Annotated in this window: 24 protein-coding genes; 10 read left to right on the plus strand and 14 right to left on the minus strand. The window is 50.4% G+C overall.

Going from position 1 to position 26,105, the window contains the following annotated elements:
• Position 1: 1 nt before the first annotated feature.
• From ACMYSL_RS15000 to ecpA, 4 genes are all read right to left on the minus strand, one after another.
• Positions 2–1,615 carry a fimbrial protein gene (locus ACMYSL_RS15000; RefSeq protein ID WP_434658927.1) on the minus strand — a complete coding sequence of 538 codons (1,614 nt, stop codon included), beginning with the start codon at positions 1,613–1,615 and terminating at the stop codon, positions 2–4.
• Positions 1,602–4,148, minus strand: coding sequence for a TcfC E-set like domain-containing protein (locus tag ACMYSL_RS15005; RefSeq protein ID WP_434658928.1), 2,547 nt, complete (start codon positions 4,146–4,148; stop codon positions 1,602–1,604). The genes ACMYSL_RS15000 and ACMYSL_RS15005 overlap by 14 nt, the downstream gene beginning before the upstream one ends.
• A 10-nt stretch (positions 4,149–4,158) precedes the next feature.
• Entirely contained in the window at positions 4,159–4,833 is a 675-nt protein-coding gene (locus ACMYSL_RS15010; protein ID WP_434658929.1) for a hypothetical protein, read from the minus strand.
• 61 nt (positions 4,834–4,894) lie between these two features.
• Entirely contained in the window at positions 4,895–5,476 is a 582-nt protein-coding gene (ecpA, locus tag ACMYSL_RS15015; protein WP_434658930.1) for a common pilus major fimbrillin subunit EcpA, read from the minus strand.
• A gap of 812 nt (positions 5,477–6,288) precedes the next feature.
• On the opposite strand from ecpA, the gene ACMYSL_RS15020 reads away from it, so the two are divergent.
• The 6 genes from ACMYSL_RS15020 (at position 6,289) to ACMYSL_RS15045 (ending at position 12,342) form a co-directional block, all read left to right on the plus strand.
• Positions 6,289–7,080, plus strand: a complete 792-nt coding sequence (locus ACMYSL_RS15020; RefSeq protein ID WP_304259009.1) for a class I fructose-bisphosphate aldolase — start codon at positions 6,289–6,291, stop codon at positions 7,078–7,080.
• 14 nt (positions 7,081–7,094) lie between these two features.
• Positions 7,095–7,646, plus strand: a complete 552-nt coding sequence (locus ACMYSL_RS15025) for a glycerol-3-phosphate responsive antiterminator (protein WP_304259006.1) — start codon at positions 7,095–7,097, stop codon at positions 7,644–7,646.
• A gap of 20 nt (positions 7,647–7,666) precedes the next feature.
• Positions 7,667–9,205, plus strand: coding sequence for an FGGY-family carbohydrate kinase (locus tag ACMYSL_RS15030; protein ID WP_434658931.1), 1,539 nt, complete (start codon positions 7,667–7,669; stop codon positions 9,203–9,205).
• A gap of 11 nt (positions 9,206–9,216) precedes the next feature.
• Complete coding sequence (locus tag ACMYSL_RS15035) at positions 9,217–9,978, plus strand: SDR family NAD(P)-dependent oxidoreductase (protein WP_181486264.1); 762 nt, start codon at positions 9,217–9,219, stop codon at positions 9,976–9,978.
• A gap of 16 nt (positions 9,979–9,994) precedes the next feature.
• The gene (locus ACMYSL_RS15040) at positions 9,995–10,990 is read left to right on the plus strand and encodes a 2-hydroxyacid dehydrogenase (RefSeq protein WP_434658932.1); all 996 of its coding nucleotides are present in this window, start codon (positions 9,995–9,997) and stop codon (positions 10,988–10,990) included.
• Positions 10,991–11,079: 89 nt separating this feature from the next.
• The gene (locus ACMYSL_RS15045; protein ID WP_434658933.1) at positions 11,080–12,342 is read left to right on the plus strand and encodes a PTS galactitol transporter subunit IIC; all 1,263 of its coding nucleotides are present in this window, start codon (positions 11,080–11,082) and stop codon (positions 12,340–12,342) included.
• Between the two features lie 122 nt (positions 12,343–12,464).
• On the opposite strand, the gene ompC is transcribed toward ACMYSL_RS15045, so the two are convergent.
• Entirely contained in the window at positions 12,465–13,544 is a 1,080-nt protein-coding gene (gene ompC, locus ACMYSL_RS15050; protein ID WP_434658934.1) for a porin OmpC, read from the minus strand.
• Positions 13,545–14,181: 637 nt separating this feature from the next.
• On the opposite strand from ompC, the gene ACMYSL_RS15055 reads away from it, so the two are divergent.
• Complete coding sequence (locus tag ACMYSL_RS15055; protein WP_304258994.1) at positions 14,182–14,835, plus strand: SAM-dependent methyltransferase; 654 nt, start codon at positions 14,182–14,184, stop codon at positions 14,833–14,835.
• Positions 14,836–14,955: 120 nt separating this feature from the next.
• Here ACMYSL_RS15055 and ACMYSL_RS15060 read toward each other — a convergent pair whose 3' ends face one another.
• From ACMYSL_RS15060 to ACMYSL_RS15085, 6 genes are read right to left on the minus strand one after another with little or no spacing between them, the layout of a single operon-like run.
• Positions 14,956–15,408, minus strand: a complete 453-nt coding sequence (locus ACMYSL_RS15060) for a MaoC/PaaZ C-terminal domain-containing protein (protein ID WP_142513740.1) — start codon at positions 15,406–15,408, stop codon at positions 14,956–14,958.
• Positions 15,409–15,429: 21 nt separating this feature from the next.
• A complete protein-coding gene (locus ACMYSL_RS15065) occupies positions 15,430–15,762 on the minus strand; it encodes an L-rhamnose mutarotase (RefSeq protein WP_434658935.1) in 333 nt (110 codons plus the stop codon).
• Between the two features lie 19 nt (positions 15,763–15,781).
• On the minus strand, positions 15,782–16,684 hold the full coding sequence (locus ACMYSL_RS15070; RefSeq protein ID WP_434658936.1) for a dihydrodipicolinate synthase family protein: 903 nt from the start codon (positions 16,682–16,684) through the stop codon (positions 15,782–15,784).
• Positions 16,685–16,732: 48 nt separating this feature from the next.
• A complete protein-coding gene (locus ACMYSL_RS15075; protein ID WP_434658937.1) occupies positions 16,733–17,602 on the minus strand; it encodes an amidohydrolase family protein in 870 nt (289 codons plus the stop codon).
• 19 nt (positions 17,603–17,621) lie between these two features.
• Positions 17,622–18,677, minus strand: a complete 1,056-nt coding sequence (locus ACMYSL_RS15080) for a Gfo/Idh/MocA family protein (protein ID WP_182238565.1) — start codon at positions 18,675–18,677, stop codon at positions 17,622–17,624.
• Between the two features lie 16 nt (positions 18,678–18,693).
• Positions 18,694–19,704: an L-rhamnose/proton symporter RhaT gene (locus tag ACMYSL_RS15085; RefSeq protein ID WP_110274674.1), complete on the minus strand. Its 1,011-nt coding sequence runs from the start codon at positions 19,702–19,704 to the stop codon at positions 18,694–18,696.
• A gap of 266 nt (positions 19,705–19,970) precedes the next feature.
• Here ACMYSL_RS15085 and ACMYSL_RS15090 point away from each other — a divergent pair, with 266 nt between their 5' ends.
• From ACMYSL_RS15090 to ACMYSL_RS15100, 3 genes are read left to right on the plus strand one after another with little or no spacing between them, the layout of a single operon-like run.
• On the plus strand, positions 19,971–21,113 hold the full coding sequence (locus ACMYSL_RS15090; RefSeq protein ID WP_181486273.1) for an extracellular solute-binding protein: 1,143 nt from the start codon (positions 19,971–19,973) through the stop codon (positions 21,111–21,113).
• Positions 21,114–21,115: 2 nt separating this feature from the next.
• Entirely contained in the window at positions 21,116–22,273 is a 1,158-nt protein-coding gene (locus ACMYSL_RS15095) for a CaiB/BaiF CoA transferase family protein (RefSeq protein ID WP_434658938.1), read from the plus strand.
• Entirely contained in the window at positions 22,270–23,391 is a 1,122-nt protein-coding gene (locus ACMYSL_RS15100; RefSeq protein WP_434658939.1) for a CaiB/BaiF CoA transferase family protein, read from the plus strand. The genes ACMYSL_RS15095 and ACMYSL_RS15100 overlap by 4 nt, the downstream gene beginning before the upstream one ends.
• 493 nt (positions 23,392–23,884) lie before the next feature.
• On the opposite strand, the gene ACMYSL_RS15105 is transcribed toward ACMYSL_RS15100, so the two are convergent.
• From ACMYSL_RS15105 to ACMYSL_RS15115, 3 genes are all read right to left on the minus strand, one after another.
• Positions 23,885–24,622 carry an IclR family transcriptional regulator gene (locus tag ACMYSL_RS15105; protein WP_434658940.1) on the minus strand — a complete coding sequence of 246 codons (738 nt, stop codon included), beginning with the start codon at positions 24,620–24,622 and terminating at the stop codon, positions 23,885–23,887.
• A 1-nt stretch (position 24,623) separates the two neighbouring features.
• Positions 24,624–25,340, minus strand: coding sequence for a FadR/GntR family transcriptional regulator (locus tag ACMYSL_RS15110; RefSeq protein WP_434658941.1), 717 nt, complete (start codon positions 25,338–25,340; stop codon positions 24,624–24,626).
• A 132-nt stretch (positions 25,341–25,472) separates the two neighbouring features.
• A complete protein-coding gene (locus ACMYSL_RS15115) occupies positions 25,473–25,976 on the minus strand; it encodes a hypothetical protein (protein WP_434658942.1) in 504 nt (167 codons plus the stop codon).
• Positions 25,977–26,105: the final 129 nt, after the last annotated feature.

Genomic DNA, 26,105 nt, shown 5'->3' on the forward strand with positions numbered 1-26,105 from the left:
ATCAGTCGACGCCCAGCCATTTTGCGGTGACTTTTACCTCGCCGCTGGCGTTGACCGTTCCCATCCAGTCGCTGCCGTCCAGCGTGCGCCTTGAGCGCGGATCGTCCATTGGAAACTGTAACTTCAGGCGGGTAGAGAAGAAGTAGCCGTCATCGATCGCCGCATTCCATGGCGTTTGCGTCCAGCGCGCGTCGGTCATGTCGATCTCAGCATCGATGCAGCTATTACGAGCGCTGAGCGTTTCCCCCGTAGAAGCAGTGTACGAAAGCAGTGCGGGGATCGGCACCTGCCAGCCTCCCTCTTGCGAGGTGAACAGGCAGTACGAAATCCCATCAATTGTCGTTCCATCACCCGTCACCTGAGCTGTCACCGCATCGGCCATACGAGCTGAAGATACCGTCACCTGATATTCAAATTCAATTGGCATCGGGTCGCCGATATTACCCGACTCTTTTGGCGCAGAATTGCCATCCGTTGACACAATACTGATGCCGTACTCTTTCGGCAGAATATTGATCGTACTCGATGCCGTAAACTGATAAAAACCTGACTGCGCGGTGTTGCTGTTATCAAAGAAAAAGGTGAACAGCTCATCATTATTGGTAATGCTAATTCCACGTTGGATCAGATTCTGAAAAAAGGTTTTTGACAGGAAAACATAAACATACTGACCTTCGGCGGTAAATACATTGGAATAGGTGGTCGAAGAACTCCAGTTATACCAGGTTGAGCCATTGCCGCTATATTTGATTGTCCTGGCCGCTGGGCTAAAGCCCAGCGTGGCAGTATCAACCACCATTTCAAATGACAAAGAGGATGTCACGCGCTTGGTTTCCCGGTAGCGATACGACACCATCTTACAGGTCATTCCGCTTTCGCCCGCAACGATGCTCACCTCACAGTGTTCGCTGCCAACATTCACGCTGGGCGTCCCATCGCTGGCAATCCAGATCTCCGCCAGCGCGCCTGTGCTGTTGAGCGTCAAATGCCCGACTTTGGTGGCGTTGATGGTGTAATAACGCCATGTCGCTCCGGATGCGAGATCCCGGCAACGCTGGCCGGATGCCGCATCGTAGTCCGTTTTTGTATAACAAAGATTCAGTACGAAAGCGTCGGTTTCTCCCGGCTGACGATTACGCAGATATTCATACATTGCCGGGGAGAACGTGGCGTAGCCGGTCCCCCCGTTTGCCAGGCTGCTACCGGCCATCGTATGATAAAATCCTTCATTATCAATAACCTCACCGGAGATATATCCCTGTGTTGGACAGCTAGCCCCGGTCGTCATACAGCGAATCCCGATAAACGGTGAGTTCACCGGGGAGTCCGATAGCCACATGTCATAGTAATAGGAGCGATAGCTCCAGCTGACGTAGCCCATATATCCCAGACTGCGCTGTTTGGTCGAGTAGCGGGTCCAGACGTTAGCGCCGGTAAAGCGCGGGTCCAGGCTTCCGGGGGTCACGAAATATTCGTTATCGACATGGTTTTCAATAAACATATAGTCGTTTTTGCCTGAGCCGCTGCTGCTGGCGGTGACCGCCCAGCACTGAAGTGATGCAACGCACAGGCCCACGCTCAGCGCCAGGCCAAGAAATGATTTACAGAGTCCCACGTTGCCCCTCCCCTTGCGCTGCCATACGAATTTGCGACTCACATTGCAAATCGCCCATCCACACCGCGCCGCGCGCCTCCTGCAAATTCAGCTCAAGTTCGCATCGCGAGCCGTTTTTCTCGACCAGAGTGATGGTCGGATAACGTTTATCAACATCCATAGCAAATTCTCCCTGTCCATCGGTGCGCCCTTTACCAATGTGGTTGTGAATATCGAGGTGCGCAGCGACGGTGCCGTTATCGCGGCGAATGCGACCAAATACCGTCACCAGCTGTTTTATTTCCGGGCGTATAACTTCGACATTGCCGGGGTACAGGACTGACTGATGATTTCTGCCGCTGACGATATCCACGCTATCGGCGCTGCGTTTGTCATTCATTAACTCCACGCTGTAGCGCCCGTATGCCGGCAGTGGGATAAAGTTTTTCTTACCGCTGAGCGGGTAATGCTGGCCGTTTATTTTGGCGGTCATGGTGGCGTTGTCGCTGAAATCGGTATGGATCAATACGCCTGAGGTATAGCTCCCCTTCGCCGGAACCACGTCTCGCCCGGTCCAGGCGACGCTGCCCAGGGTACTGAAATTGACGTTGGTGCTGTTATCCGAGGCATGAGTGGCTGATAGTGTACCGCTGCTATATTTGCTGTCGTAGCTGAGAAAACCGTTAACTGCCCGCTTATCACTGCGGTAGCTTTCGCTCTCTTTGCTTTTTACCCGCTGAGAAGCTGAAAGACCGGCCTGGGTAATCGTGCTGTCAGTAAAGCGCTTTCTGAGCGCCACATTCGCCAGCATATTGCCGTTTTCACTGGAGAGGCCCGCGCTGAACCACGCCGCCAGCGGCAGCGAGAAGTCAAGATTGACGTATTTATCCCGAGTGGTGTCCTGATCGCGCTGATAGTGATAGTTCTGCACCCCGGTTCTCAAGGTCACTGTGCCATAGCGCCCGGATGCCAGGGTCTGCGAGTAGTCGAGGTTGTTGTAGCGCGTTTTATTGGTGTAGTTTTCCGTTCGGCTGAAGGTCAGAGAGCCGAGATAAGGCGTCAGCGACTGCAATGGCAGCGTCGCGCCATAAGTAAAGTAGTCCCCTTTACGCAGCGGTAAGTGGTTGCCGATATGGGTAAACTCTCTGGAGCCCCAAAGCGAGCCGTAACCGGCTGGCAGGCTCAGGTTGAGAGTGGTGATGCTTTTTCGACTGCCGTCATTAGCCAGCAAGACCTGCTGATTGGCCCGCAGACGTTCGTTAAACATCACGTCGATTTCACTTTCATTCACGGCGTTACTGTCGAAACCGTATAGCGTCGTTTTGAACGATGTCCCGGCAAGCCACGGCAGCGTTACTGCAGCCGCGCCGCCGCTCAGCCAGGTCTCCTGCTTGCCCTCGCGCACGGCATTTTGCGGACGATAGTCGGTTTTATGGTATTCCAGCAGCCCGCCAAACACCTGCCACGACCACCGTTCCGTGACGCTCGAACCACGTGCATAGGTTTTATTGATCTGTTCGTTGCGGCTGCTGGCGACTTTACCGTTAATAATGACCTGCACCTCAACGTTATAAATCCCAAACGGCAGCGTTGCGGTATTCACTTCATAGCTGCCCATTGCAAAGTTCTGGATGCTCAATAATTTGCCGTCTCGCAGGATATGCACCTCGCCCGCCGCCGGTAAAAAGACGGTAATCGGCGTCAGGGATAAGGTGGTATCTTCGAGTCGCGAATTGCTTTTATTGCCGTAGCTGACGCCGTATATACGGCTGGAATTAAGCGCATTCATGCTAGCGATGGACTGTAGATTCCAGGTATCCACCATCCCCAACGCCAGGCGATTGCCTTCCATATCGCGTTCATACATTGCCCGGTAAAGATTGCCGCTGCTGTTGGCCGAGCCGATGCCATAGAAAGATCCGTTCAGATTCAAATGGTGCTCACGCAGCGCTGAGGTGTTGTCCAGGGTCAGATAGCTGCTGGTGCCGTCATAACCGTTATAGCGATGATGATAAGTACCAAAGGTGTAGTTAAGTACGTTCGATGGCGCGCTGGCGGTAGAATCCCCCAGCGAGCTATGCCTGGCGAGAGTGGTCGCCGCCAGCGCACTCTGGTCGACGGTCATTTCAAGATAAAACGCCCTGACGTCAAAGGTAATCTGCGCCGCGTCGGAGAGGTGCAGCATCATGTCGTCGGAAAACGTTTGGTTCTGTAACCCGTTAATAATCTCCTCGACCGGCGCAGATAGCGAGAGATTATCCGGGGTGGAAACCAGCGTGAGTTCGCGGATCGTCAGCGCGCCATTTTCGGTGGCGATCAGCGCATCGGCTATTTTTTGTCGACTGCGCATCGGCAACTCCGTCTCTTTATAGCGGATAAAAACAGGTACCCTCATACCTTGTTTGAGCGCATCAGCAAAAACGGGGGGAATAATATAGTCACCCACGCGCAGCAGTTTTGTTTTTTCTGCGATATCACTTGCCGAGACATCCACCGTGCAGACAAGGCATAATCCCGACAGCAGCATTCCTTTTCTGAATAACCATCCTGACATCTGTAATTCTCTATTTGACGTGAATGTATTTACCTTCGTGCCAGATGCCGACTCGCGTCTGTTTATTCGCCACTTGCGTTTGTTTTATTTTTGCGCTGAGCCCGGGCATCACGTAATAACGTTCGCGACAACCTTCACCGTTATTTTTTTCAGAATCCTTACACGGGCCATACGAAATGACCCTGAAGGTTACATTGCCAGTATTGGTCACCGTATCGCCGTTATGCTGATAATTAAAATTTGCTTTACGCGGCGCCACGACCAGAATGGTGTTAATTTGCGCCGACGTGGTCGCCAAACCGTGACGTGAGTTGCTGCTGGCCTGATGATCGCTCACCGGCTCATCCAGCCATGACAACCGGTAATAACGTTCCTTATCATCTTTAGGGCCATGATAAATAAAGCGGAAATGCTCTCTGGCGCCTGCGGGTAAAATCATATTTGCCGGGGTTGAGAGCAGCTCTCCGCTCTGCTCCATCGGGATGATTTTTCCGCCGGACATCGGCGTAGATATTCGATGCGCGCTGACGCTGACGAACCGCGCCGAATCGCTGGCATTATCGATCTCTTTAGCCAGCATCAGGTCATCGGCGAACATTATCGAGGTCACTTCTCCGACACCAATGGCCGCCGCGCTACCGCTGAGAAACAGCGTCAAAAACAAAAAGGTATATGATTTTTTCATTATTAAAATAAAGGAGGGATACCCCTCCTTTTATGCAGGTTAGGATTTAACTATGGGGAAATTACAGCGTCCACTCGGCGGTAAACTGCACTTTAACGTCACCATTCCAGTAGCCGTCAGCCAGGGAAGCGAACGGCGTCGCAGTTGTACCATTAGAGGTAGCTGAATCGACGGTAAACAGAAAAGCACTCTGGGTGCTGGTACGGTTCACGTTGTCCGCATAGCCAGCAGCCAGATTTTCCAGACCAGCAGTAATATTGCTACCAATATTAACCATGGTCACCGGAGTGGTTTTAGACAGTTTTGCACCGTTCCATGCCACCCCCACTTCCAGCGTCGAGCCATCAGCCGCGCGGTTCAGCGTATTAGTCACCAGTTGAGAGGTTAATACGAAGTCAGAAGCACCAGCCTGTCCCTGAATAGTGATATCGAACGCACCGTCCTGAGAATTAAACGCCTTCAGACCTTCGGCATATTCAAAGGAAACTGAACGCAGCGGCGTAACGACCAGCAGACTGGTGGTGTCTTTTGTTGCAGAGGCATCCCAGCTTGCCGTTGCGGAAGCCGTTACAGGATCCGCTGCCATTGCGCCGGAGCAAAAGAGAATAGAAGTAGCGCATGCTGCCAAAAGAGACTTTTTCATTATATATCCTTAATAAACATTTCCAGATGTATTGCTTTGGCGTTGCCGCCCACAGAGATATTCTGCCCGGAGAGCAAAATAATATTAATTACTGATTATCAATAAGATACATTAGGCCATGAAGCAGATGACAAATGCCGAGCTAAATGTATATTAAAATATGAATGCGGCAGAGTATAAATTTACGCACAGCCACTGTCCATTGCATACATCCTTAAGAAAAATCATGTTAAAATCACCCTGGAAAAATACACGCCCGCGCCCCGGCAAGCTCTAAAAATAAATTCATTAGGAATTTTCTTGTTAACCTGAGGAATTGATTTATTTCGACAGAATAAAAAACCTCATGACCTGCAAGATGCAGGCAGCAATGATGGATTAAAGCATCAGTTTGGCACAATAAAACACAGGAATAGCCGAATAGTGAATCAGGTAAACATTACCTTAAGAAAATATGCGCCTTGAATGTTTACTTCTGAAAAAAACCTGACATAAGGTTAGCGTGACAAGACCAGAATCGACTAAAATTAACAAAATTGATTAAGATTAAGCTCAATTTAAATTTGTGATGCATATCTCATTTTGCCAACAATGACTAGACAGAAAGAACTCGGACATGCTAGTAATTTAAGCAAGCAGGAGAACGGGTTTAAATTAAACAGTATTTAAACCCCTTCTCAAAAGGCTGAAAAATTGCATTGATAATGGTTTGGATTTCTGAACGATTATCAAAAGGGTAAGTGAATCGAAAGCCCTCAGAGACGAAAGTCTCTGAGGGCTTTTTTTGTTTTTTCTATCTCAGGAGTAAAAAAATGTCTAAAGAACGTCGTCTCTCTCGCATTTTCGCAAAAGATGGTAAATCGGTCACGCTGGCGCTGGATGGCTACTATTTTTCAACCAAAACAAATGGTATTGATAATACAATAAACCAGCTCCCCACTCTGGTCGAAAGCGGTCTGGACTGCGCGCTGGTGACTTATGGCATGTTGAAAAATTTCCGTGAAGTTTTCAATAGCGTTCCTGTTGTATTACGCGTCGATAGCACAGTGAGTATTTTTGATAATACCGTTCCCGATACAACCCCTGTTTTTTCCATCGAAGATGCGCTGAAAGTTGGTGCTGAAGGCGTGGTTTGTATGACCTTCCCCGGCGCGTTTAATGAAGAAAAAACGCACATCATGGCGATGCAGCTGGCACAGGCCGCCGATCGCTGGAATGTACCGCTGATCGTTGAATCTCTGCCGTACGGCTACCCCGTCACCAGTGATGACTCCAACAACCCGGCCATTATCGCCGCGTCGGCCCGCATCGCCGTTGAGCTGGGAGCCGACGTTATCAAAACCCGCTTTACCGGTACTGAAGATGACCGGCTCATCGTCGAAGCGGCAGGCGTGCCGGTTCTTGCGCTGGGCGGGCCGAAAACCGGCATCGACGGTTATTTTAAATTTGTTCAGCACTGTATGCAGGTTGGTGCAAAAGGAGTGGCAGTGGGCCGCAATATTACCCAGGACCCACAGCCCGCAAAAGTAGTAGCAGGTCTGAATGCCATCATCCATGAAAATGCCACAGCGGAAGATGCCTACAGCCTCTACATGGCTAAATAACATCGGATATTAATATGTTCTTAAATAACACCATCATTCCTTCAGTTAGAAAATATAAACATTTTGAACAGGCATTATCTTGTTCGTCAGAATATGTACTGTTATCCGAAGCCAATATTGGTAATTTGCAGTCGCTGATTGGCAAATGTCATCAGAGCGGCAAAAAAGTGCTTATTCACCTGGAGCTATTAGGTGGTTTTAAACCTGACCAGGCCGGGATCGGCCTGCTAAAAAGTTACTACAAGGTTGATGGTGTTATTTCGTCCAATCTCTCGGCCCTACGCTATGCCAAAAAAGAGGGATTGTTAACTATCTTTCGGGTATTGCTTATCGACTCACGTTCGCTGGATCAATCCATCGACATTGTTAAGCATAACCCGCCGGATGCCATTGAGATCTTACCTGCTGAATATGCCTGCCAGTGTCTGGAATTGATTAGCCGGAATTTAAAAGGCTTTGATGTGATATTCATCGCTGGAGGCTTTGTTAAGCGGAAATACCTCGTTGATAAAATATTCCATGCCGGATTTAAGGGTATCACCACCAGCGAACCCGGATTATGGTAACTAATAAGGAGTTCACGAAAATGAACCAACAATATGTCATGGGTATTGATAATGGCGGCACCGTGACCAAAGCGGCTATTTATGACCGCAGCGGTAACGTGGTGACCATCGCCTCAAAATCAACGCAAATGCTAACGCCAAAGGAATTTCATACCGAGCGCGATATCAACGAACTGTGGGCGGCAAACGTTGAAGTGATTAAAAAAGCTATTGCCCAGTCCGGTATCGACGCCAGCCAGATTACAGGCGTGGCGGTGACCGGCCACGGCAACGGACTGTATATGGTGGACGAAACCGGTACGCCGGTGCGTAACGGGATTATTTCCACCGACAGCCGGGCGAAAGCGTACGTTGAAAAGTGGTACCGCGAACCAACGTTCTTGACCGATATATTGCCAAAAACCATGCAGTCAATCTGGGCCGGGCAGCCCGTTGCCCTTCTCGCCTGGCTAAAAGACCACGAGCCTGAAACGCTGAGTAAGGCGCGCTACATTTTTATGGTCAAGGATCTGATTCGTTTTTACCTGACTGGTGACGCCTTCCTCGAACTCACCGATATCTCAGGCACCAACCTGATCAACGTCCGCGACCGGGACTACGACTCATCGCTGCTGGCCTGGTGGGGTCTTGGCGAACTACGCGACAAACTTCCGCCGATTAAGCGTTCTACCGATTGCTGCGGCTATATTACTGACGAAGTAGCCCGGTTAACTGGGTTATGCGCGGGAACGCCGGTCTCCGGCGGCGTCTTTGATATCTCCGCTTCATCCGTCGCTTCCGGTATCAATACTCTGGATAAGCTGGCGATCATCACCGGGACCTGGAGCATCAACGAATACGTGACCGACCATCCCGTTATCGATAAAGATCTGTTTATGACCTCTATCTACCCGATTGAGGGCAAATGGTTAATCACCGAGGCCAGCCCGACTTCCGCCAGCAATCTTGAGTGGTTTATCAATAACTTTATGGAAAGTGACCGCACAACGGCTGCGGCGCAGGGATCATCGGTCTATGAGCTATGCAATGAACTGGTCTCTACAACCACCGCCGATGAAAGCCACTTGCTGTTCTTCCCGTTTGTATTTGGATCCAACACCATCCCGGATGCTTCAGCGGGTTTTATCGGACTCAATAGTTTCCATAAAAAGGCGCATTTCCTGCGCGCAATCTACGAAGGCGTCGCGTTCAGTCATCTTTATCACACCGAGCGTTTACGCAATATCAACCCAAATTTAAGCCGCACCATTCGTATTGCGGGCGGCGTCACCAACTCCCCGGTCTGGCTACAGGTCTTTGCCGACATTTTCCAGTCCACTCTGGAGATTGTTGACGTTAAAGAGCATGGCACGCTGGGCACCGCGATGACCGCAGCAGTGATGGTTGGCTGGTTTGATGATGTCTTTGCCGCCTCAAACGAGATGGTTCACGTTTCGCGCACCGTCGCCCCTAATCCGGACAACAACAAGGTCTATCAGGATAAGTATCAGCTCTACAAAAACCTGTTATCGGAAATGCAGTCTCCGTGGAAAAGCTGCAGTAACTACATCACGCATTAAGTGAGGAAAGTATGGATCTGAATTTACACCATCGCACAGCTATCGTTACCGGCGGCGCAACGGGACTCGGCAAAGAGTTTGTCCTCTCGCTGGCCAAAGAGGGGGTCAACATCTGCTTCACGTATATGCGTGATGAAGAGTGCCCGGAACAGTTGGTCGAAACGGTGAAAAGCATCACCAACGTCGAGATTATTGCGGTTAAAACCGATCTTTCCGATGAGCAAAGCCGGGAGAATCTGTTCGCCACCTGCATCGAGAAGTTGGGTAATGCCGATATTCTGGTTAACAACGCCGGGATCTGGCTGAGTGGCTATGTCACCGAAATCACGCCGCAGGACTGGGACAAGGTGATGAATGTCAACCTGAAGGCGGTCTTCCACTTAAGCCAGCTGTTTGTGAATCACTGTCTGAGTAAAGATCAGGCGGGTAGCATTCTGAACATTACTTCCCAGGCGGCCTTCCACGGCTCAACCACAGGTCATGCCCACTACGCGGCCAGTAAAGCGGGCCTGGTGGCCTTTTCTATCTCGCTGGCGCGTGAAGTGGCAAAACAAAAAATCAATGTCAACAACATCGCCGTCGGCATCATGGATACCGCGATGATCCGTAAAAACATTGAACAAAACCCTGACTATTACGTCAGCCGTATTCCGGTGGGCCGTGTGGCCCAACCGCAGGAAATTGCCGACATTGGGGTCTTCATGGTTTCTCCTAAAACCAGCTATATGACGGGAGCAACTCTGGATGTCACCGGCGGTATGTTGATGCGTTAATTTATGGAGAATCATTATGAAATGTCTGGCAATTGCCGATCTTTTTATCAATGCAGCGATGATGGACGCAGGCCTGAAAGCGCTTAAAGATAAAGGTATCGAGGTGGAAGTTCGCGAATGGTCGCATGAATCAATCGAAAAGCTACAGGAGGACAATTTACAAGTTGAGCAACAAGGCGCTGAAGCGGTGGCATTGCCCGCCGCCCTGCTCCAGGGGGCTGAGGACGTTGAGATCCTGATAACCCAGTTCGCCCCGGTTAATGCGGCAGTTTTCGATAAACTGCCAAAGCTCAAGTATGTGGGCGTGCTGCGCGGCGGAATTGAAAACGTCAACCAGACAGTGGCGAAAACCCGCGGAATTGAGGTCATGAACACGCCGGGGCGCAACGCCCGCAGCGTAGCGGAGTTTACCGTCGGCATGATCCTGGCGGAAATGCGCAATATCGCCCGTTCGCACGACGCGCTGCGCGATAAGTTCTGGCGCAAAGACAGCCCTAACCACCAGGCCATTCCTGAAATAGGCGGTAAAGTGGTCGGTCTGGTCGGGCTGGGGCACATCGCCCAGCTGGTCGCCGGGTTCCTGCGCGGTTTCGGCAGCGAGATTATCTTTTATGATAAATACGTCTCCGGGCACGATTGCTATGAAAAGGTGGACTCGCTGGACGAACTGGTTCAGCGGGCGGATGTCGTGTCGCTACACGCCCGCATGACGCCGGAAACCGAAAACCTGATCAACGCCCATCATTTTGAGCTAATGAAACCAAGCGCCATTATTGTCAACACGGCACGCTCAGGGTTAATCAACGAACAGGATCTGATTGCCGCACTTCAGGCAGGAAAAATTATGGGCGCGGCATTGGATACTTTTGATGATGAACCTTTGCCGGACGCTAGCGCGTTTTATACGTTGAATAACGTCACGATAACACCGCATATTGCCGGTAGCACGATTGACGCATTCAGCAATTCGCCAAAGTTATTTTCTGAGATCTTATTAAAGAAACTCGGCTAAATATTAAAAGAACCAGTTAAGATTTTTATACGGCCCATTGGGCACGGGTTCGCTCGCGCCCAATTCAGCCGCCTGTTTAAGGAATTATTATGGATATTATCAACAGCATTATTAGTCTGGGGGCATCAGTAATGATGCCAGTAATATTCTTTATTATCGCACTTTGTTTTGGGGTGAAAATCGGCACCGCATTTAAAGCCGGGATGCTCGTGGGGATCGGCTTTGAAGGGGTTGGCCTGGTGATTGGTCTGCTGTTAACCAACATCGGCCCGGCCTCACAGGCGATGGTAGAGCGCATTGGCCTGCAGCTAACGGTGGTGGATACTGGCTGGCCGACCGCTTCGACCATCGGCTGGGGTTCGCCGTTGATGCTGCCGGTGGTCGTCGGTTTTATCGTTATCAATATCGCCATGCTGCTGCTCAAACTCACCAAAACGGTCAATATCGATATATTCAACTACTGGATTTTCCTGATTATGGGATCGGTAGTGTATGCCGGAACCGGTAACTACTGGCTCTCAGTCGGTATTACTTTCGGTATATTTGTCTTAACCCTGCTGGCAGCAGATTTAACCGCGCCATATTTACAAAAAAACTATAATCTTAAAGGGATTTCTTTCCCCCATCTTACCTGTATAACCTATGTCCCGTTTGGTATTGCCTGTAACTATATTATTGATAAGATCCCGCTGATCAATAAAATTAATTTCGACCCGGAGAGCATTAATAAGAAATTCGGCGTCTTTGGTGAACCGCTGACCCTGGGCTTCGTGCTGGGACTGCTGCCGGCCTTCCTTGCCGGATACGATGTTTCAGCTGCGGTGTCGCTGGCGATTAAAGTTTCCGCCGCTATGCTGCTGCTACCAAAAATGATCGAAATTTTAGTTCAGGGTTTACTGATCGTTCGCGATGCCGCTGAAGCTAAGCTGAAGGCTAAGTTCCCTAACCGCGATTTCTATATCGGGATGGATACCGCGCTGCTCATAGGCGAGCCTTCGGTGCTGGCGACCGGGCTGCTGTTGATCCCAATGGCGGTAGTGCTGTCAATTATCCTGCCGGGCAACCGCGTGCTGCCGTTTGTCGACCTGGCCTCGCTGATGTTCCTGCTGGCAATGGTTACGCCGTTCTGTAAACGCAATATGTTCCGCATGTTTATTACCGGTACGCTGGTGATAACCTGCATTTTGTACGTCGGGACGGATATTTCAAAAGAGTACACCCAGGCAGCGGTCAACTCTAATATTCCGGTGCCGGAAGGGATGTCTGAAATCACGAATATCGTTGGAGGAGCAACCACCCCGGTTGGCTGGCTGGCGGTGAAATTCGGTGAGTTTTTCAGTACTGCACCTTAAATTCCCCTTCTCTCCCTGCCCGGCGCTGGAAACGGCGTCGGGTTTTTTATCGCCCTGCTTTCCCCAAAAAAAAGCCTGCCAGGAGGGTTAGCTGGCAGGCATTATAGGGTAAAACGCGTGACTTAGAACTGGTAGGTCAGACCTACAGCAACAATGTTGTCGGTGCTGATACCGGCAGCTTTGGTGAACGTATTGTCATCCAGTAGGTTGATTTTGTAGTCTACGTAGGTAGACATGTTTTTATTGAAGTAGTAAGTCGCGCCTACATCAACGTACTCAACCAGATCCTGGTCGCCGTTGCGGCCCAGATCTTTACCTTTTGATTTCAGGTAGGCGATGGATGGACGCAGACCAAAATCGAACTGATACTGGGCAACCACTTCAAAGTTTTGTGCCATGTTAGCAATATAGCCGTCACCGAACTTGGTCATATTGCGGGTTTCAGCATAGGTGGTCGCCAGGTAGATGTTGTTGGCATCGTACTTCAGACCAGCAGCCCACACTTCCGCTTTTTCACCACGAGCGTAGGCGTTTGGATAATCACGACCAGCTTTAACCTGAGCATCGGTACGGTCGGAAGCCGCATAGGCCGCACCTACGCCAAATCCTTCGTACTCATAAGTTGAAGACAGACCCCAACCATCACCATGTTGTTTCGCCAGATCACGACCTTCTTCTTTGCCCTGATACTGTGCGGCAATGTTCAGGCCGTCGACCAGACCAAAGAACCCGTTGTTACGGTAAGTCGCAACGCCTGTGGTACGACCGGTGGCGAAGACATCCGTCTGCGTCCAGGTATCACCACCGAACTCTGGCAGCATATCGGTCCATGCACCGATATCATAGGCGACGCCATAGTTACGGCCATAGTCCAGAGAACCATATTCGCCAAACTTCAGGCCCGCGAACGCGAGACGCGTTTTGTCTCCGGAATTGTTGCCTTCAACGTTTTTGGCGCTGAATTCATATTCCCACTGGCCGTAACCGGTCAGCTGGTCGGTGATTTGAGTTTCACCCTTAAAGCCGAGACGCGCGTAGGTCTGGTCGCCATCTTCACCTTTATCGTCGGAGAAATAATGCAGGCCGGTCACTTTCCCGTAGAGGTCGAGTTTGTTTCCGTCCTTGTTATACACTTCAGCTGCCTGCAAAGTTCCTGCAGCAAGAAGTGTAGAGACGGCCACTGTTAGTAATTTTAATTTCATATTATTTCGTCCCTAACTATTATTTATTAAAAGAATATCAAATCTCAGATGCCTTCTGAGCGGATCCATTATGCGATAATTCTCAAGACGACTTGAAATGAAAAGTTCCTTGTTTTTATACCAAAAACCGTAATTGTGACAGAGGTGGTGGTTGTTAATTGACGCACGTCAATTAATCGCACTGCCAACACGCAATTATTCTGAATCAGAATCCTTTCAACCTGCAAAAGTAGAATGTTCAACTAAAATACAGGTATTCACATAAGGAAATTCTAATGATAAGATGAATTAAACATTTAATTTTGTTAAATTACCGTTAAATCAATAAGTTATGATTTAAATTTTGACCTGGAAAAATCCTATATATAAACGAGTTAATTCGCCACATTGGCTTTCAAACGGTATATTCGGAGTTTTCTACCCTGATTTGATTTTGTCTGATTTTTATTGCTAGCTTTATTTAGACTTTTTTACAAAACTTCAAAACATTATACCACCACTGTTTAAGGTTTGTTTAGTATTTCTGTGAAAGGGACGTCAGCTACAGTATTTTTAAGGGATGGCTTTAGTAATGAATAAATTTAGTCCAGAAAATTGCCCGAGAGATTATCTTAATCAGAATATGATGGGGCCGAATGTGCTGAGACTGGTAGAGGAACTCAGCCGTTCCCTGGAACTTTGGCCAGGCATGCGTATTCTCGATCTGGGCTGTGGTACGGGGCTGTCATCAATGTATCTGGCAACCGAATTTGGCGTCGAAGTTGTGGCAGCGGATTTGTGGGTTAACGCTGATGATAATGCCCGTCGCTTCGCTTCCGCTGGCATGGAGAACAAAATTACGCCCATCAATCTCGACATCAGCACCTCCCCAGGACTCGGGATCTTCGCTCGCGACGCTTTTGATGCGGTTGTCAGTATTAACGCCTGGCACTACTTTGGCACCGGTAGCTCTTTTTTTGATCAATGCATCGCGCCGTATATCAAAAATGGCGGTATGGTGGCCGTCATTATCCCGGGGTTGCGTACTCAAAACGCAGAAGCACTCCCTGAAATGCGTTCTCTTATTGATAGCGGCGTGAATCTCCTGACCACCGACCGCTGGCGCTCTGTGTGGTCTAAGAGCCAATATTTGACCATCAGCCAGTGTCGCCACATGACCTCCGGTCGCCAGGCGTGGCTGGAGTGGCAGAAGTGCGAAAATGTGTTTGCCGCAGCCGATATGACCAGGGGAGATGAAAAGACGGGTAAGCAGTTGCGTTTTATTCAAATGATCGGTCATGTTATTAAATAAATAACCAACACGCATTGGGTAGGTCTTTCTGCCGGATAACGGCTAACGCCTTATCCGGCCTACAACACCACAATATCAACATGTTATGCGGTAGTCGTAGGTCCGGACAGGCGCGTACTTTTATTCGCCAATATTCCGTTTTTCAACCAGCAGCACATGCTGTGTCGCCATGACGCACTCGTTGCGCTGATTCACGGCCTCCAGCTTTTCCGTTACAAAGCCGTATTTCTCATTACGCGGGTGATCTTTCATTTCGCTAATAGAAATATTGACCCGAATGGTATCGCCAATAAAAACCGGATGCGGAAAACGCAATTTTTCATAGCCATAGGTCATCGCTTTGGAATTAATAACGCCAGCCGTCATGCCAACGGCGACGGCAAAGGTTAAAGTACCGTGGGCAATACGCTGGCCAAAAGGCTGAGTTTTACACCACTCGGCATCCATATGATGGGGATAAAAGTCGCCGGTCTGCCCGGCGTGAATAACAATATCGCTTTCGGTGATGGTGCGCCCCGTTGTTGTCCGACATTCAGACAGGGAAAAATCTTCGAAATATTTATCAATAAACATAATTCATACCTCTTCAGGCGGTTACTCCAGGTGGTAAACCTCTTCCATTGATGCCCATAGTTCCCCTTCCTTCCTGGTTTCCAGGGGCGTCAGGCACGGAATGCACTCGTCCCACCAACGCTGTGTTACCGGGTCTGCGGCCATCTTCGCCATATCTTTTTGATAATCATCGCCGTGATATTCGTAATAGCTGAACAGCCAGCCATCTTTAAAATAAATAGAGTAGTTTGAAATGTTACAGGCTTTAATCATGGCATTCACTTCAGGCCAGGGATTAGCATGCAGTTGCGCATAATAAGCATACTTTTCAGGTTTAACCTGAATAACACCACCGAAACGTTGAATAGTTTTCATATTATCCCTCGTAAATTGATTAGATAATGGCGCTTTGCTTCAGCACCTCACGAACTTTAATTTTCCGCTCTTCGCTTAATGGTCCGGTCGGGCGCAACGAATTCACCGGCACATCAAGGCCGATAAGCTGTAATGCGTATTTAATGACGTTATAAAAAGGCACATCCAGGCCGTAGAGCGGTGGGATCCAGGACAACCGCTGCTGCAACGCGACCGCTTCGCTCAGCTCCCCGTTACGCCAGTGCTGAAAAATGCCGCAGGTCAGCTCCGGGGCAAAGTTCGCGCTGGCGGGGATCGCGCCGTCGCCGCCTAAAATCAGGGTGCCAAACAGATATTCATCATATCCGGAGAACACAGCAAAATCCGGGCGCAGCGGTTTCACCGCATGAATCACTTCGCGAATATGATTTAAGGTATCAACGGTATCCTTCAGACCCACGATATTCGGGCATTCCAGCGCCAGACGCTGGATACAGGAAACAGGGATCGACTGGCCGGTCAGCGCCGGGAAGTTATACAACACGATTGGTACCGGCAACTGTTCGGCGATATAGCGGAAATGCTCGAACAGATATTCATCGCCCAACGGGTTGTACCATGGGTTGATCACTACCACGCCGTCGGTACCAGCCTCCAGCGCTTTACGGCCAAATTCGAGGGTTGCCTGAGTTCCCGAGTGTGAGATGCCAATCAGTACCGGCTTACGTCCCGCAACGTACTCAATGCAAAACTGCATCACCTCCAGGCGCAGGCTATCTGACATATGGGCGAATTCGCCCGCGCTGCCGAGAAAAAAGAGTCCATCCACATCGCTGGCAAGCAGATGGTCAATCAGTCGCGACATCGCCGGACGATCCAACTGCTCGTGCTCATCAAACAACGTAGGGACCGGGGGAATAATGCCGCTAAATTTCGTACTCATGTGTCACTCCTGATGTTCTAAAAGATATCGGTCAAAGACGCCTGCGCGTCATGCTTCCCTCAACCGATAGAGTTCGTGTGCATTGTGGCTAAAAAAGTTCTCTTGCCAGGCGCGGCCCTGCCCTTCGGTAATGTGCATTAGCGTATCGACCCACGGGATCAGTCCGGTATTCAGTAAGCAGACCGGGAAATTGCTGGCAAAGACGATCCTGTCGGCGGAAAAGATCTCCAGACACTGCTCAACGGCCGGACGTACCAGACTGATATCACCATCAGCGGGAATATTGACCCCAGAGACTTTGCACCAGACGTGTGGCTGCTGCGCCAGCGCCTGCAAACGTTGCCGCCAGTTCGCCGCGTAGGTCGCCTCCTCCATCAGCCGGGCACTATCAACATTGCCCATATGATTTAGCACTAGGGTCGTTGACGTCCGTTCCGTCAGCGCCACCGCATCCGCCAGATCTTCATTACGTAGGCAGACCTCAAAGCAGAGCCCTGCTTTACCCAGCGCATTAACATTATTGAGAAAATCAGAGGTCAGGCAGGCGCCAGGCAGCTGGCTGGCAACATGCAAAACATGACGCACGCCTTTGATCGCCGTATGGTACTTACCGGCGTCAAGCCAGCGTGAGACCGCATCTGGCTGTTGCAGGTCGAGGGAGATAATGCCGCCCTCGACAAAATTCGCCTGATCTTCACAGAGTTCGTGCAGAAATAGGCTCTCCTCATCTCGCTGCTCGGGCGCGACGTCAACCTCGACGTACAGCGCCCGGTCGATACACCACTTTTCCTGGTCAACCCGCGCGCGATAATCCTGCCAGCTAACATCATGATTCAACGCCGGAACCGCACTAAGCCAAGGCAGACGAAAGCGCGACAGATCCCATAGATGAAGATGCGTATCGGTAATGTGCAACATGCCAGACCTCCCGTAGTAATCAGTATTTCACCGCTGTCGCACCGCTAGCGGTTGACTGGTAGCAGGCTTCCACCACGCACATGGTTTTCCAGGCGTCATTGATGTCGTTAAGCCAGATATAATTTGGATCTTCAAGTTTGCACTGTAGCCCCGCCATCGGACCAATAAAGGCATCCGGGAACCAGGTCCCTTCAATTGCTAACGTTCGCCACCCTTTACCATCATCAAGAATGAATTCAAATTTATCGTCAGCGCCCTGCGGATAATTTAAAATAACCCCAATCTGGATTTTAATAGCCCCTTTAGTGCCTTCTATTTTGAAGAAACACTCCTGTTTATCCGGGGAGTAATCATGACCATGGTTAGTATGAATATTGGCACGAATAACATCGCCATAGTCCATGATAATCGATGAACGAGTTTGCGCCAGCTCCATCATTTTAGGATGCTTCATGGTTTTACAATAAACGGACTGGGGGTCGCCAAGGAAGAAACGAATCGCGTCGATATAATGTATGCTGTGGTAGTTAACCTCCATCCGTTCTTTCTCAAAAAGAAACTTCCAAAGATTCCACGGCGTTTGACAAATAACTCGCATTTCAACGTCATGAATATCGCCAAGCAGACCTTCATCAATCATTTTCTTCGCGGCGATCATAAAGGGGGCGCGACGTAGCTGGAAATTAATGCCAGCGGTAATATTTTTCTCATGACAACAATCAAGAATGGCTTTCGCCTGTTCAATGGATTCGCCCATCGGCTTTTGAATCAATACGCCAACCTGCGAAGGGAGTTTCTGTAAAATCGGCAAAATTTCTGAGGCCGGTACGGCGATATCAAATACGCAGTCTTCGGATCTCGCCAGCGATACCAGCTCCTCAATCGTCTGGCAGGTATGAGGAATATCCCACTGCGAAGCCACGCTTTGTGCTTTCTGATAATCCCGGTCATACAGACCAAGAACCCGGAATCCGGCTTTGCGATACGCGGGTAAATGTGAGTCAGTGACAATACCGCCAGCACCAATAATGACGATAGGTTTACTGTTTTGCGGCATGTTCAGTTGTGTTGTCATCTCTTTATCCTCTTCTTTATGCTAATCCGTTGGCATATCCAACGATAACGACGGATAGAACCAGAATAACGTTACCCAGCAGCATAACTTTTTTTGGTTTTTCATAACCTTGCCACTCACCTGTTTTGAGTCCCCAGGCGTTGGAAATAATCAGCGCCCCGGAGAGGAACGCTATCCAACCAATGACCGGCCCCAGCTCGCCCAGCAGCGCCGTGGACTTGGCATATAACCCTAATGCGGCAAACCAGATCCCCCCGGTCAGTAATGCTTTAAACCATGCAAAGGAAGAACCTGGGCGGGCGAAGTCGCTGAACGTGTTGTTTTTTCTCAATACCCACAGCGCATAGCCGATATTGGATATGAAGCCGCCGGAGGCAAAAACGATGACGTAAGCAATCAGGCTAGCACTCACCGGATTGATACCATCTTCCACTGCCAGCGCGCTGGCCCGACTGGCGTAGGTATAGCCGACGTTCATCGCCGCGGTACCAAATCCCGAGGCCAGCGCCATCAATAGCCCGCTGACAAATTTATCGTTTTTGACCCGCGAAGCATCCTGCTTTGACTCTTTATCTTTGAGAATACCGGCTTTGGTGATAACCCCTACGCCAATTAGCATCACCGCCATTCCGGCCAGCAGCCAGCTCATTGAGTTAGCAGGTGGTATTTTGTTAAGGATAAATAACGGAATTAGCGAACCGAGTGAGCACCCTACCCCGGTATTAATCCCGACGGTTAACGACATGCCAATATTATCAATGCCTTTACCATACCAGATGGCACTAATACCCCAAAGAAAACCGCAGGCGGCGGCGATAGCTAAAATCCAACCGGGCGTCATCAGGATGTATTTTAAAAATCCTGGAACTTCAATCCACGTCCAGACAATAGGAATGATCAGTATGCCGATAATAGAAAATATCACCCAAAAGGCTTCCCAGGAAAATGGCCGGTAATTTTTCATCCCCAGCCCAAAGCTTCCCTGGAACATACAAGCGATCATCAATACAAAAAATCCCGCTAGCATAGAGCATCTCCTGTTAATTAGATTATTTACTCAAGGATTATCCTCATTGTTTTGTTCATATATGTGAATTAATGGCCACAAATAAAAACTAATCGAAAACTAACTCTCGTTTTTTTAATGGTCAATCGAAATAAAACTTCAATTATTATTTTTCAATGCTGATCACAAATTCACCTAATCTGACTACAAAAGTATCAGTAGCTGTGACTCAATGGTAGTGCGGTAGTACCAATTTTATGTGAAGTTCATTGCAAAAAGGAGTTGTTATGGTGACGTTGAGGGGCATTACCTGGGGTCATAGCCGCGGATTCACATCCGTTGTCGCAACCGCACAGCGGTTTAGCGAACTGCATCCCGACATCGAAATTTTATGGGAAAAACGTTCATTGCAGGCCTTCGCCGATGGCGATTTGGATGAACTGGCGCGGCATTACGACCTGCTGGTTATTGACCATCCGTGGGCGGGCTTTGTCGCGGAGAAAGCGATCCTTTTGCCTCTGCAAAACCATTTACCAAAAGCGTATCTTGACGATCAGGCGGCTAATTCGGTAGGCGGCTCCCACGAAAGCTATCTATTTAACGGTTTTCAAAGCGCCCTCGCCATTGATGCGGCCACGCCTGTCGCGGTCTATCGGCCCGATCATCTGCAACAAGGGCAGTTCGCCCTGCCAGCAACCTGGCAAGACTTACTCAGCCTTGCCCGCAGCGGCAAAGTGATTTACGCCGGGATCCCGATCAACTTGTTGATGGATTTTCTGATGCTCTGCGCCACCCGCGGCGGCACCTGGTTTGACGAGGAAAATATTACCCACCGCGATACCGGCATCGAAGCGCTTGAAGCGCTGCGCGAACTGGCCAGCCACTGTTCAAAAGAGATTTTTGACTACGACCCTATCGCCGTTCACGAACAGCTTTCGACCCGTGATGAGTGGAGCTACTGCCCCTTCGCCTATGGCTATTCAAATTACTCCCGCGCCGGATATGCTCGCCACCTGCTGAAGGCGACCGATGTGGTCTCCTGGCACGGCGAGCCGCTGAAAACCGTGCTTGGCGGGACGGGACTGGCCATTTCCGCGAAATGTCCGCATCAAGAGGCTGCCCTCGCCTATGCCAGCTATACCGCCTCGGCAGAGGTACAGAAAACCCTCTTCTTTGATAACGGCGGTCAGCCGGGCCATCGCGGGGCCTGGCTTGATAAAGAGGTAAATCGCCGCAGTCTGGATTTCTTCATCGACACCCTTCCCACTCTTGATCGCTCAGCAAAGCGTCCGCGCTACAGCGGCTTTTTGAACTTTCAGGATCACGCTGGTGATGTGGTTCAGGAGTATGTGATGCACGGTGGCAACAGTGCTGCTGTCTTTGCCCACCTGAACGCGCTTTATCAAAAATCACGCGGCTTAATGGGGTAACTATGCTTCCTTTAACAGGTTTAGTGGTACTGGATTTCAGCCAGTTTCTGGCCGGGCCTTCCGCTGCGCTGCGCCTGGCGGATATGGGGGCCAGGGTCATCAAAGTGGAACGTCCTCAGGGTGGGGATGCCAGCAGAAACCTGAGCCTTAATAATCAGTGGATTAATAATGACAGCCTGCTTTTTCATACTATTAATCGCGGTAAAGAGAGCTACACGGCAAATCTGAAAGAGCCCCAGGAGCTGGCTGCGGTTAAGCAGTTGATCGCGCAGGCCGATGTTCTTATCGAAAATTTTCGGCCCGGCGTGATGGACAAAATCGGTCTTGGCTATGAACAGGTAAAGGCGCTCAATCCTCGTCTGGTCTATGCATCCGTGACCGGATACGGGACCGAGGGGCCGTGGGTTAAAAAACCCGGTCAGGATCTGCTGGTGCAGGCCATGTCGGGGCTCACCTGGCTCAACGGCAATCAGGACCAGCCGCCGACGCCGTTCGCGCTCTCGGTTGCCGATTCACTTGCCGGTGCACATCTGGTCGAGGGGATCCTCGCCTGCCTGATTCGTCGGGGGAAAACTCAGCTTGGTGGACGTGTTGAGGTCAGCCTGATGGAGTCGCTGCTCAGCATGCAGTTCGAAGTACTGACCACCTGGCTCAACGACGGACATCAACCGCCTTGTCGTAGCGCGGAAAATAACGCCCATGCTTATCTCGCCGCGCCTTACGGTATTTATCCTACGCAACAGGGCTATATCGCGCTCGCTATGGGCTCAGTGGTTGAATTGGGAGAAATCTTGGGTTCTCCAGCGCTCGCCGAATATCGCAAACCGGACGAATGGTTCAGCCGTCGGGATGAGATCAAGCAGGTGATTGCCGGGATTCTGGCGACAGATAGCGCCGCGTTTTGGGTCACCCAACTTGAGGAAGCGGGTTACTGGTGCGCTGAAGTTTGCGACTGGCAAACGCTGACGGCAAGCGAGGGATTCCAGGCGCTGGATATGATCCAGCATGTCAAACTTGAGGACGGCAACACGATCGCGATGCTGAAATCCCCGCTGCGCTTTAATGGCGCACGCGCCTCTTCTTCCCGCCCGGCTCCAGCGTTAGGCGCAAGTAGCGCACAAATTCAGGCCGATTTTCATCTACGGGAGGCAGAGAAATGAAACCACTGTCAGGTATTAATGTACTGGATTTCAGCCAGTTTCTTTCCGGCCCGTCGGCTGCGCTTCGGCTTGCCGACCTTGGGGCCAACGTAATCAAAATCGAGAACCCCGATGGCGGCGACATCTGCCGCAAGCTCTACATTTCCGAACTACAAATTGATGGCGATAGTTCGTTATTCCACGCGATTAACCGCAATAAAAAAAGCGTCACCGTGAATCTAAAAGACGCCGCGCAGAAAAGCAGGCTGCGCCCGCTTCTCGAGCAGGCAGATGTGGTCATCTTTAATTACCGTCCGGGCGTATCAACGCGGCTTGGCCTGGACTATGCGTCGCTACGGGAGATCAATCCCGGTCTGATATACGGTGAAATTTCCGGCTACGGCGACAGCGGCCCTTGGGTTTCGCGTCCCGGTCAGGATTTGCTGGTGCAGGCGCTCTCAGGTCTGTGCTGGCTCAACGGCAACCGGGATCAGCCGCCGCTCCCTTTTGGGCTGTCCGTCTGCGATATTTTCGCCGGGGAATATCTGGTTCAGGGCCTGATGACCGCTCTGGTACAGCGGGCAAGAACCGGCACAGGATGCCTGGTTCAGGTGAGTTTACTGGACGCTATCCTCGATTTGCAGTTTGAGGTTCTCACCACCTGGCTGAACGATGGACGACAGCCGCCAGTGAGAAGCGCGGTCAATAACGCCAATGCCTATATTTCGGCGCCTTACGGTATTTATCCCACCGTCGATGGTTTTATTGCGCTGGCGATGGCCCCCATCCCCCGGCTGGGAAATTTGCTGGGCTGCACCGCGCTGCTGGAATTTAACGAGCCGCAGCAGTGGTTTACCCGGCGAGATGAGATCAAGCAAATTTTGCTCGAACATTTGCGGCACAAAAAGAGCGAGGAGTGGTTGAGTATTCTGGAAGCGGAGGATATCTGGTGCGCGCGAGTGATGGACTGGGAGCAGCTCATTGCCAGCGAAGGTTTTCAGTCGCTGAAGATGCTACAAGAAGTGCGTTTGCAGAGCGGGAAAACCCTGCAAACCACCCGCTGTCCGATAAAAATCGACGGCGAGATCTTCACCAGCACAGTGGGCGCACCACCGCTTGGCGCACATAATCCGGGATGATCATGCCACAAACAGCATCGCCTCCAGGAAATTCTACTCCCCTGCGGCCTTCCTCCCGGGGGCGGCGCAAGCGCCTTGCCCGGGCTACGGGCTCGCAGACGGCTGAAGGCAGGTTGCCCGGACAGATGCGCAGCATCGCCTCCGGGAAATTTTGCTCCCCTGCGGACTTTCTCCCGGGGGCGGCGCATGCGCCTTGCCCGGGCTACAAGATCGCAGACGGCTGAAGACGGGTAGCCCGGACAGATGCGTAGCATCGCCTCCGGGGCAATTCTGCAACACTCTGCGGCCTTTCTCCCGGGGGCGGCACAAGCGCCTTGCCCGGGCTACAAGATCGCAGACGGCTGAAGGCTGGTAGCCCGGACAGATGCGCAGCATCGCCTCCGGGAAATTCTGCTCCCCTGCGGCCTTTCTCCCGGGGGCGGCGCAAGCGCCTTGCCCGAGCTACGGGATCGCAGACGGCTGAATACGGCCGCGACCCGGGGGGATACAGCGACTACTGCGCCAGTATCCGGCACTCTTTCATCACTGGCAGAATGTCCTCCAGCACCAGTGATTCCCATTCGTAAGCAAGAAACGTCACGCTAAAAGCCGCCACCATTTTGCCATTTGAGGAATAAATAGGTAGCGCAACGCAGGCCGCGCGTTCATTGGCCTCCCGTTGCTCAATCGCGTAACCCTGCTCGCGTACCTGGCGCAGTTCGGCCAGCAACACCGGTAACGAACTTATTGAGTCCACCGTCATTTTTTCCAGCGGCGCGTCGCCATACAACTGCACAAGGTCTTCATCACGATATTGGCTAAGGAGCACTTTGCCAACGGCGGTACAGTGCGCCGGGAGATGGTTGCCAATATGCCGCATCAGTGAGAGGTCGTCCTGAGCCAGCGCTTTTGCCAGATAGACCACCTGCTTACCATCGAGAATCGCCGCGTGGCTGGTTTTGCCTAGACGCTTACTCAAAAAGGCGGTTAGCAGCCGCAGATCGCGAACCAGGTCAGTGCTCTCAATGCAGTTAGCGGCGATTTTTATCAGCGCCAGACCCGCGTGATATAGCCGTGTATCCGGCATATACAACAGGTAGTCGTTATCAAGAAATTCCTGAATCAGGCTGTGGGCGGAGCTTCTGGGGATGTCGAGACTGGTTTGCAGGTCAGTGAAACTCAGCCCCTCGCGGTGGCTGGCAATCAACTCCAGAAGACGAAACGATCTTTCAGCAGATTTAACTTTGGCCATATTAATTGTCTTTATTATCCGCGATGCGATCGTAGAATTTGCGCGAAGACTGATAGAACGACTTCAGATTTTTACGCAACTGAACCTTATCCCGCAGAACAAAGGCTTCATGAATATTCAGTCGCAGCTTAAAGCTGTGCGCCATGGCACCGTCGGCATTCAGTAATTTGCGCGAAAAATCCTTACGCAGCATCACGATAGTCTGCATTAACTTGTCATAAATCTGGTTGCCGCACAGGCGTCCCATCAGCAGATCGTACTCATCAAGCAACTGGTGATAGGCCTCCGGCTGACCATCCTGCGAAATCAGCTCCGCCATCTGGTCAATTATCGCCTGAAAACGGATATGGTCATCGTGAGTCACTGCAGTAATCGCGGTGAGGTAAACCTCTTCTTCTATAAGCTTCCTCGCCGCATAAATTTCATCGAGGTTGTGAATCTCCTTATGGAAGATCCAGGTCATCGTCTCTTCAGGCAGTTGTGGTTTGTTCTCAGAAACATAGCTGCCATCGCCTGGTTTTATCTCGATAAGCCCAATCAGCGACAGTGCGCGCAGCGCTTCGCGAACCCGGCTGCGCGTGACATTGAACATCTCACCCATCGCCCGTTCATTCGGCAAACGCTGCCCAGGCTTCAGCTTTCCGGAGGTGATCTGCGAGGCTATCTGCTCCATAATCTGTTCGGTCAGGGTGGTTTTCTTCAGTGCGGTCACATCCATGATATTTTCCATATGCGGACAAGGTTCATATCCATGAATTTACGGAAGCCAGGTCCGTTGTGCAACACTTTGATGTTCACTATTCCAGCAGCATCGCAGAATCAATGGGCCACACTGGTGCGGAAATCGTCTTCACGGCATAAATTTATCGATCATCGAGGATGCATGTAAATAATGAGATAATGCCAAGAGCGAATGAAATGAGTTAAAGCCAAACTTTTCGATTAATTTTCTTTTATAGTTACTATAAACTTTTGGCGAAACGCCAAGTAGATCGGGGTAATCTTTTGCCAGTAAATTAAATTTCATAATAAAAATATACTGAAACTCTCTCTCCGTTAAGCAAATATCCTCACCCACGGGAATGCCATCAGTGACTCTGGATATTATGTTAGCAATATGAGCCGTGCGTCTTTTGTTTATCAAGCAAATAATATTATCTTCAACTTTAAAACAGACAAAATTCTTCTTCATTTCAAAGCTATTGATAAGAAAATGAAACTGCGCGTTGTGACCAGATGTGTAGGTTGTCAAGCACAGGTCAACCAGATTCACCTGTCTGACCGCCTTTATATCATTTATTTTCAGCCGCATGGCTTTTTTGAAAAAATGATTGTGGCTGAAAATAGTTAACATCCCTTTTCCTCACGAAAGCTAAATAATCCTTTATAGAAATGCGTATAATACGCGCCATGGGGATATACCCATGAGTGAAGTGGGTGAATTATAAGTTTGTTTAATATTTAATGTCCAGACAACCAGTTT

It is taken from the genome of Klebsiella sp. MISC125 (assembly GCF_051131775.1).
GTDB lineage: Bacteria > Pseudomonadota > Gammaproteobacteria > Enterobacterales > Enterobacteriaceae > Klebsiella.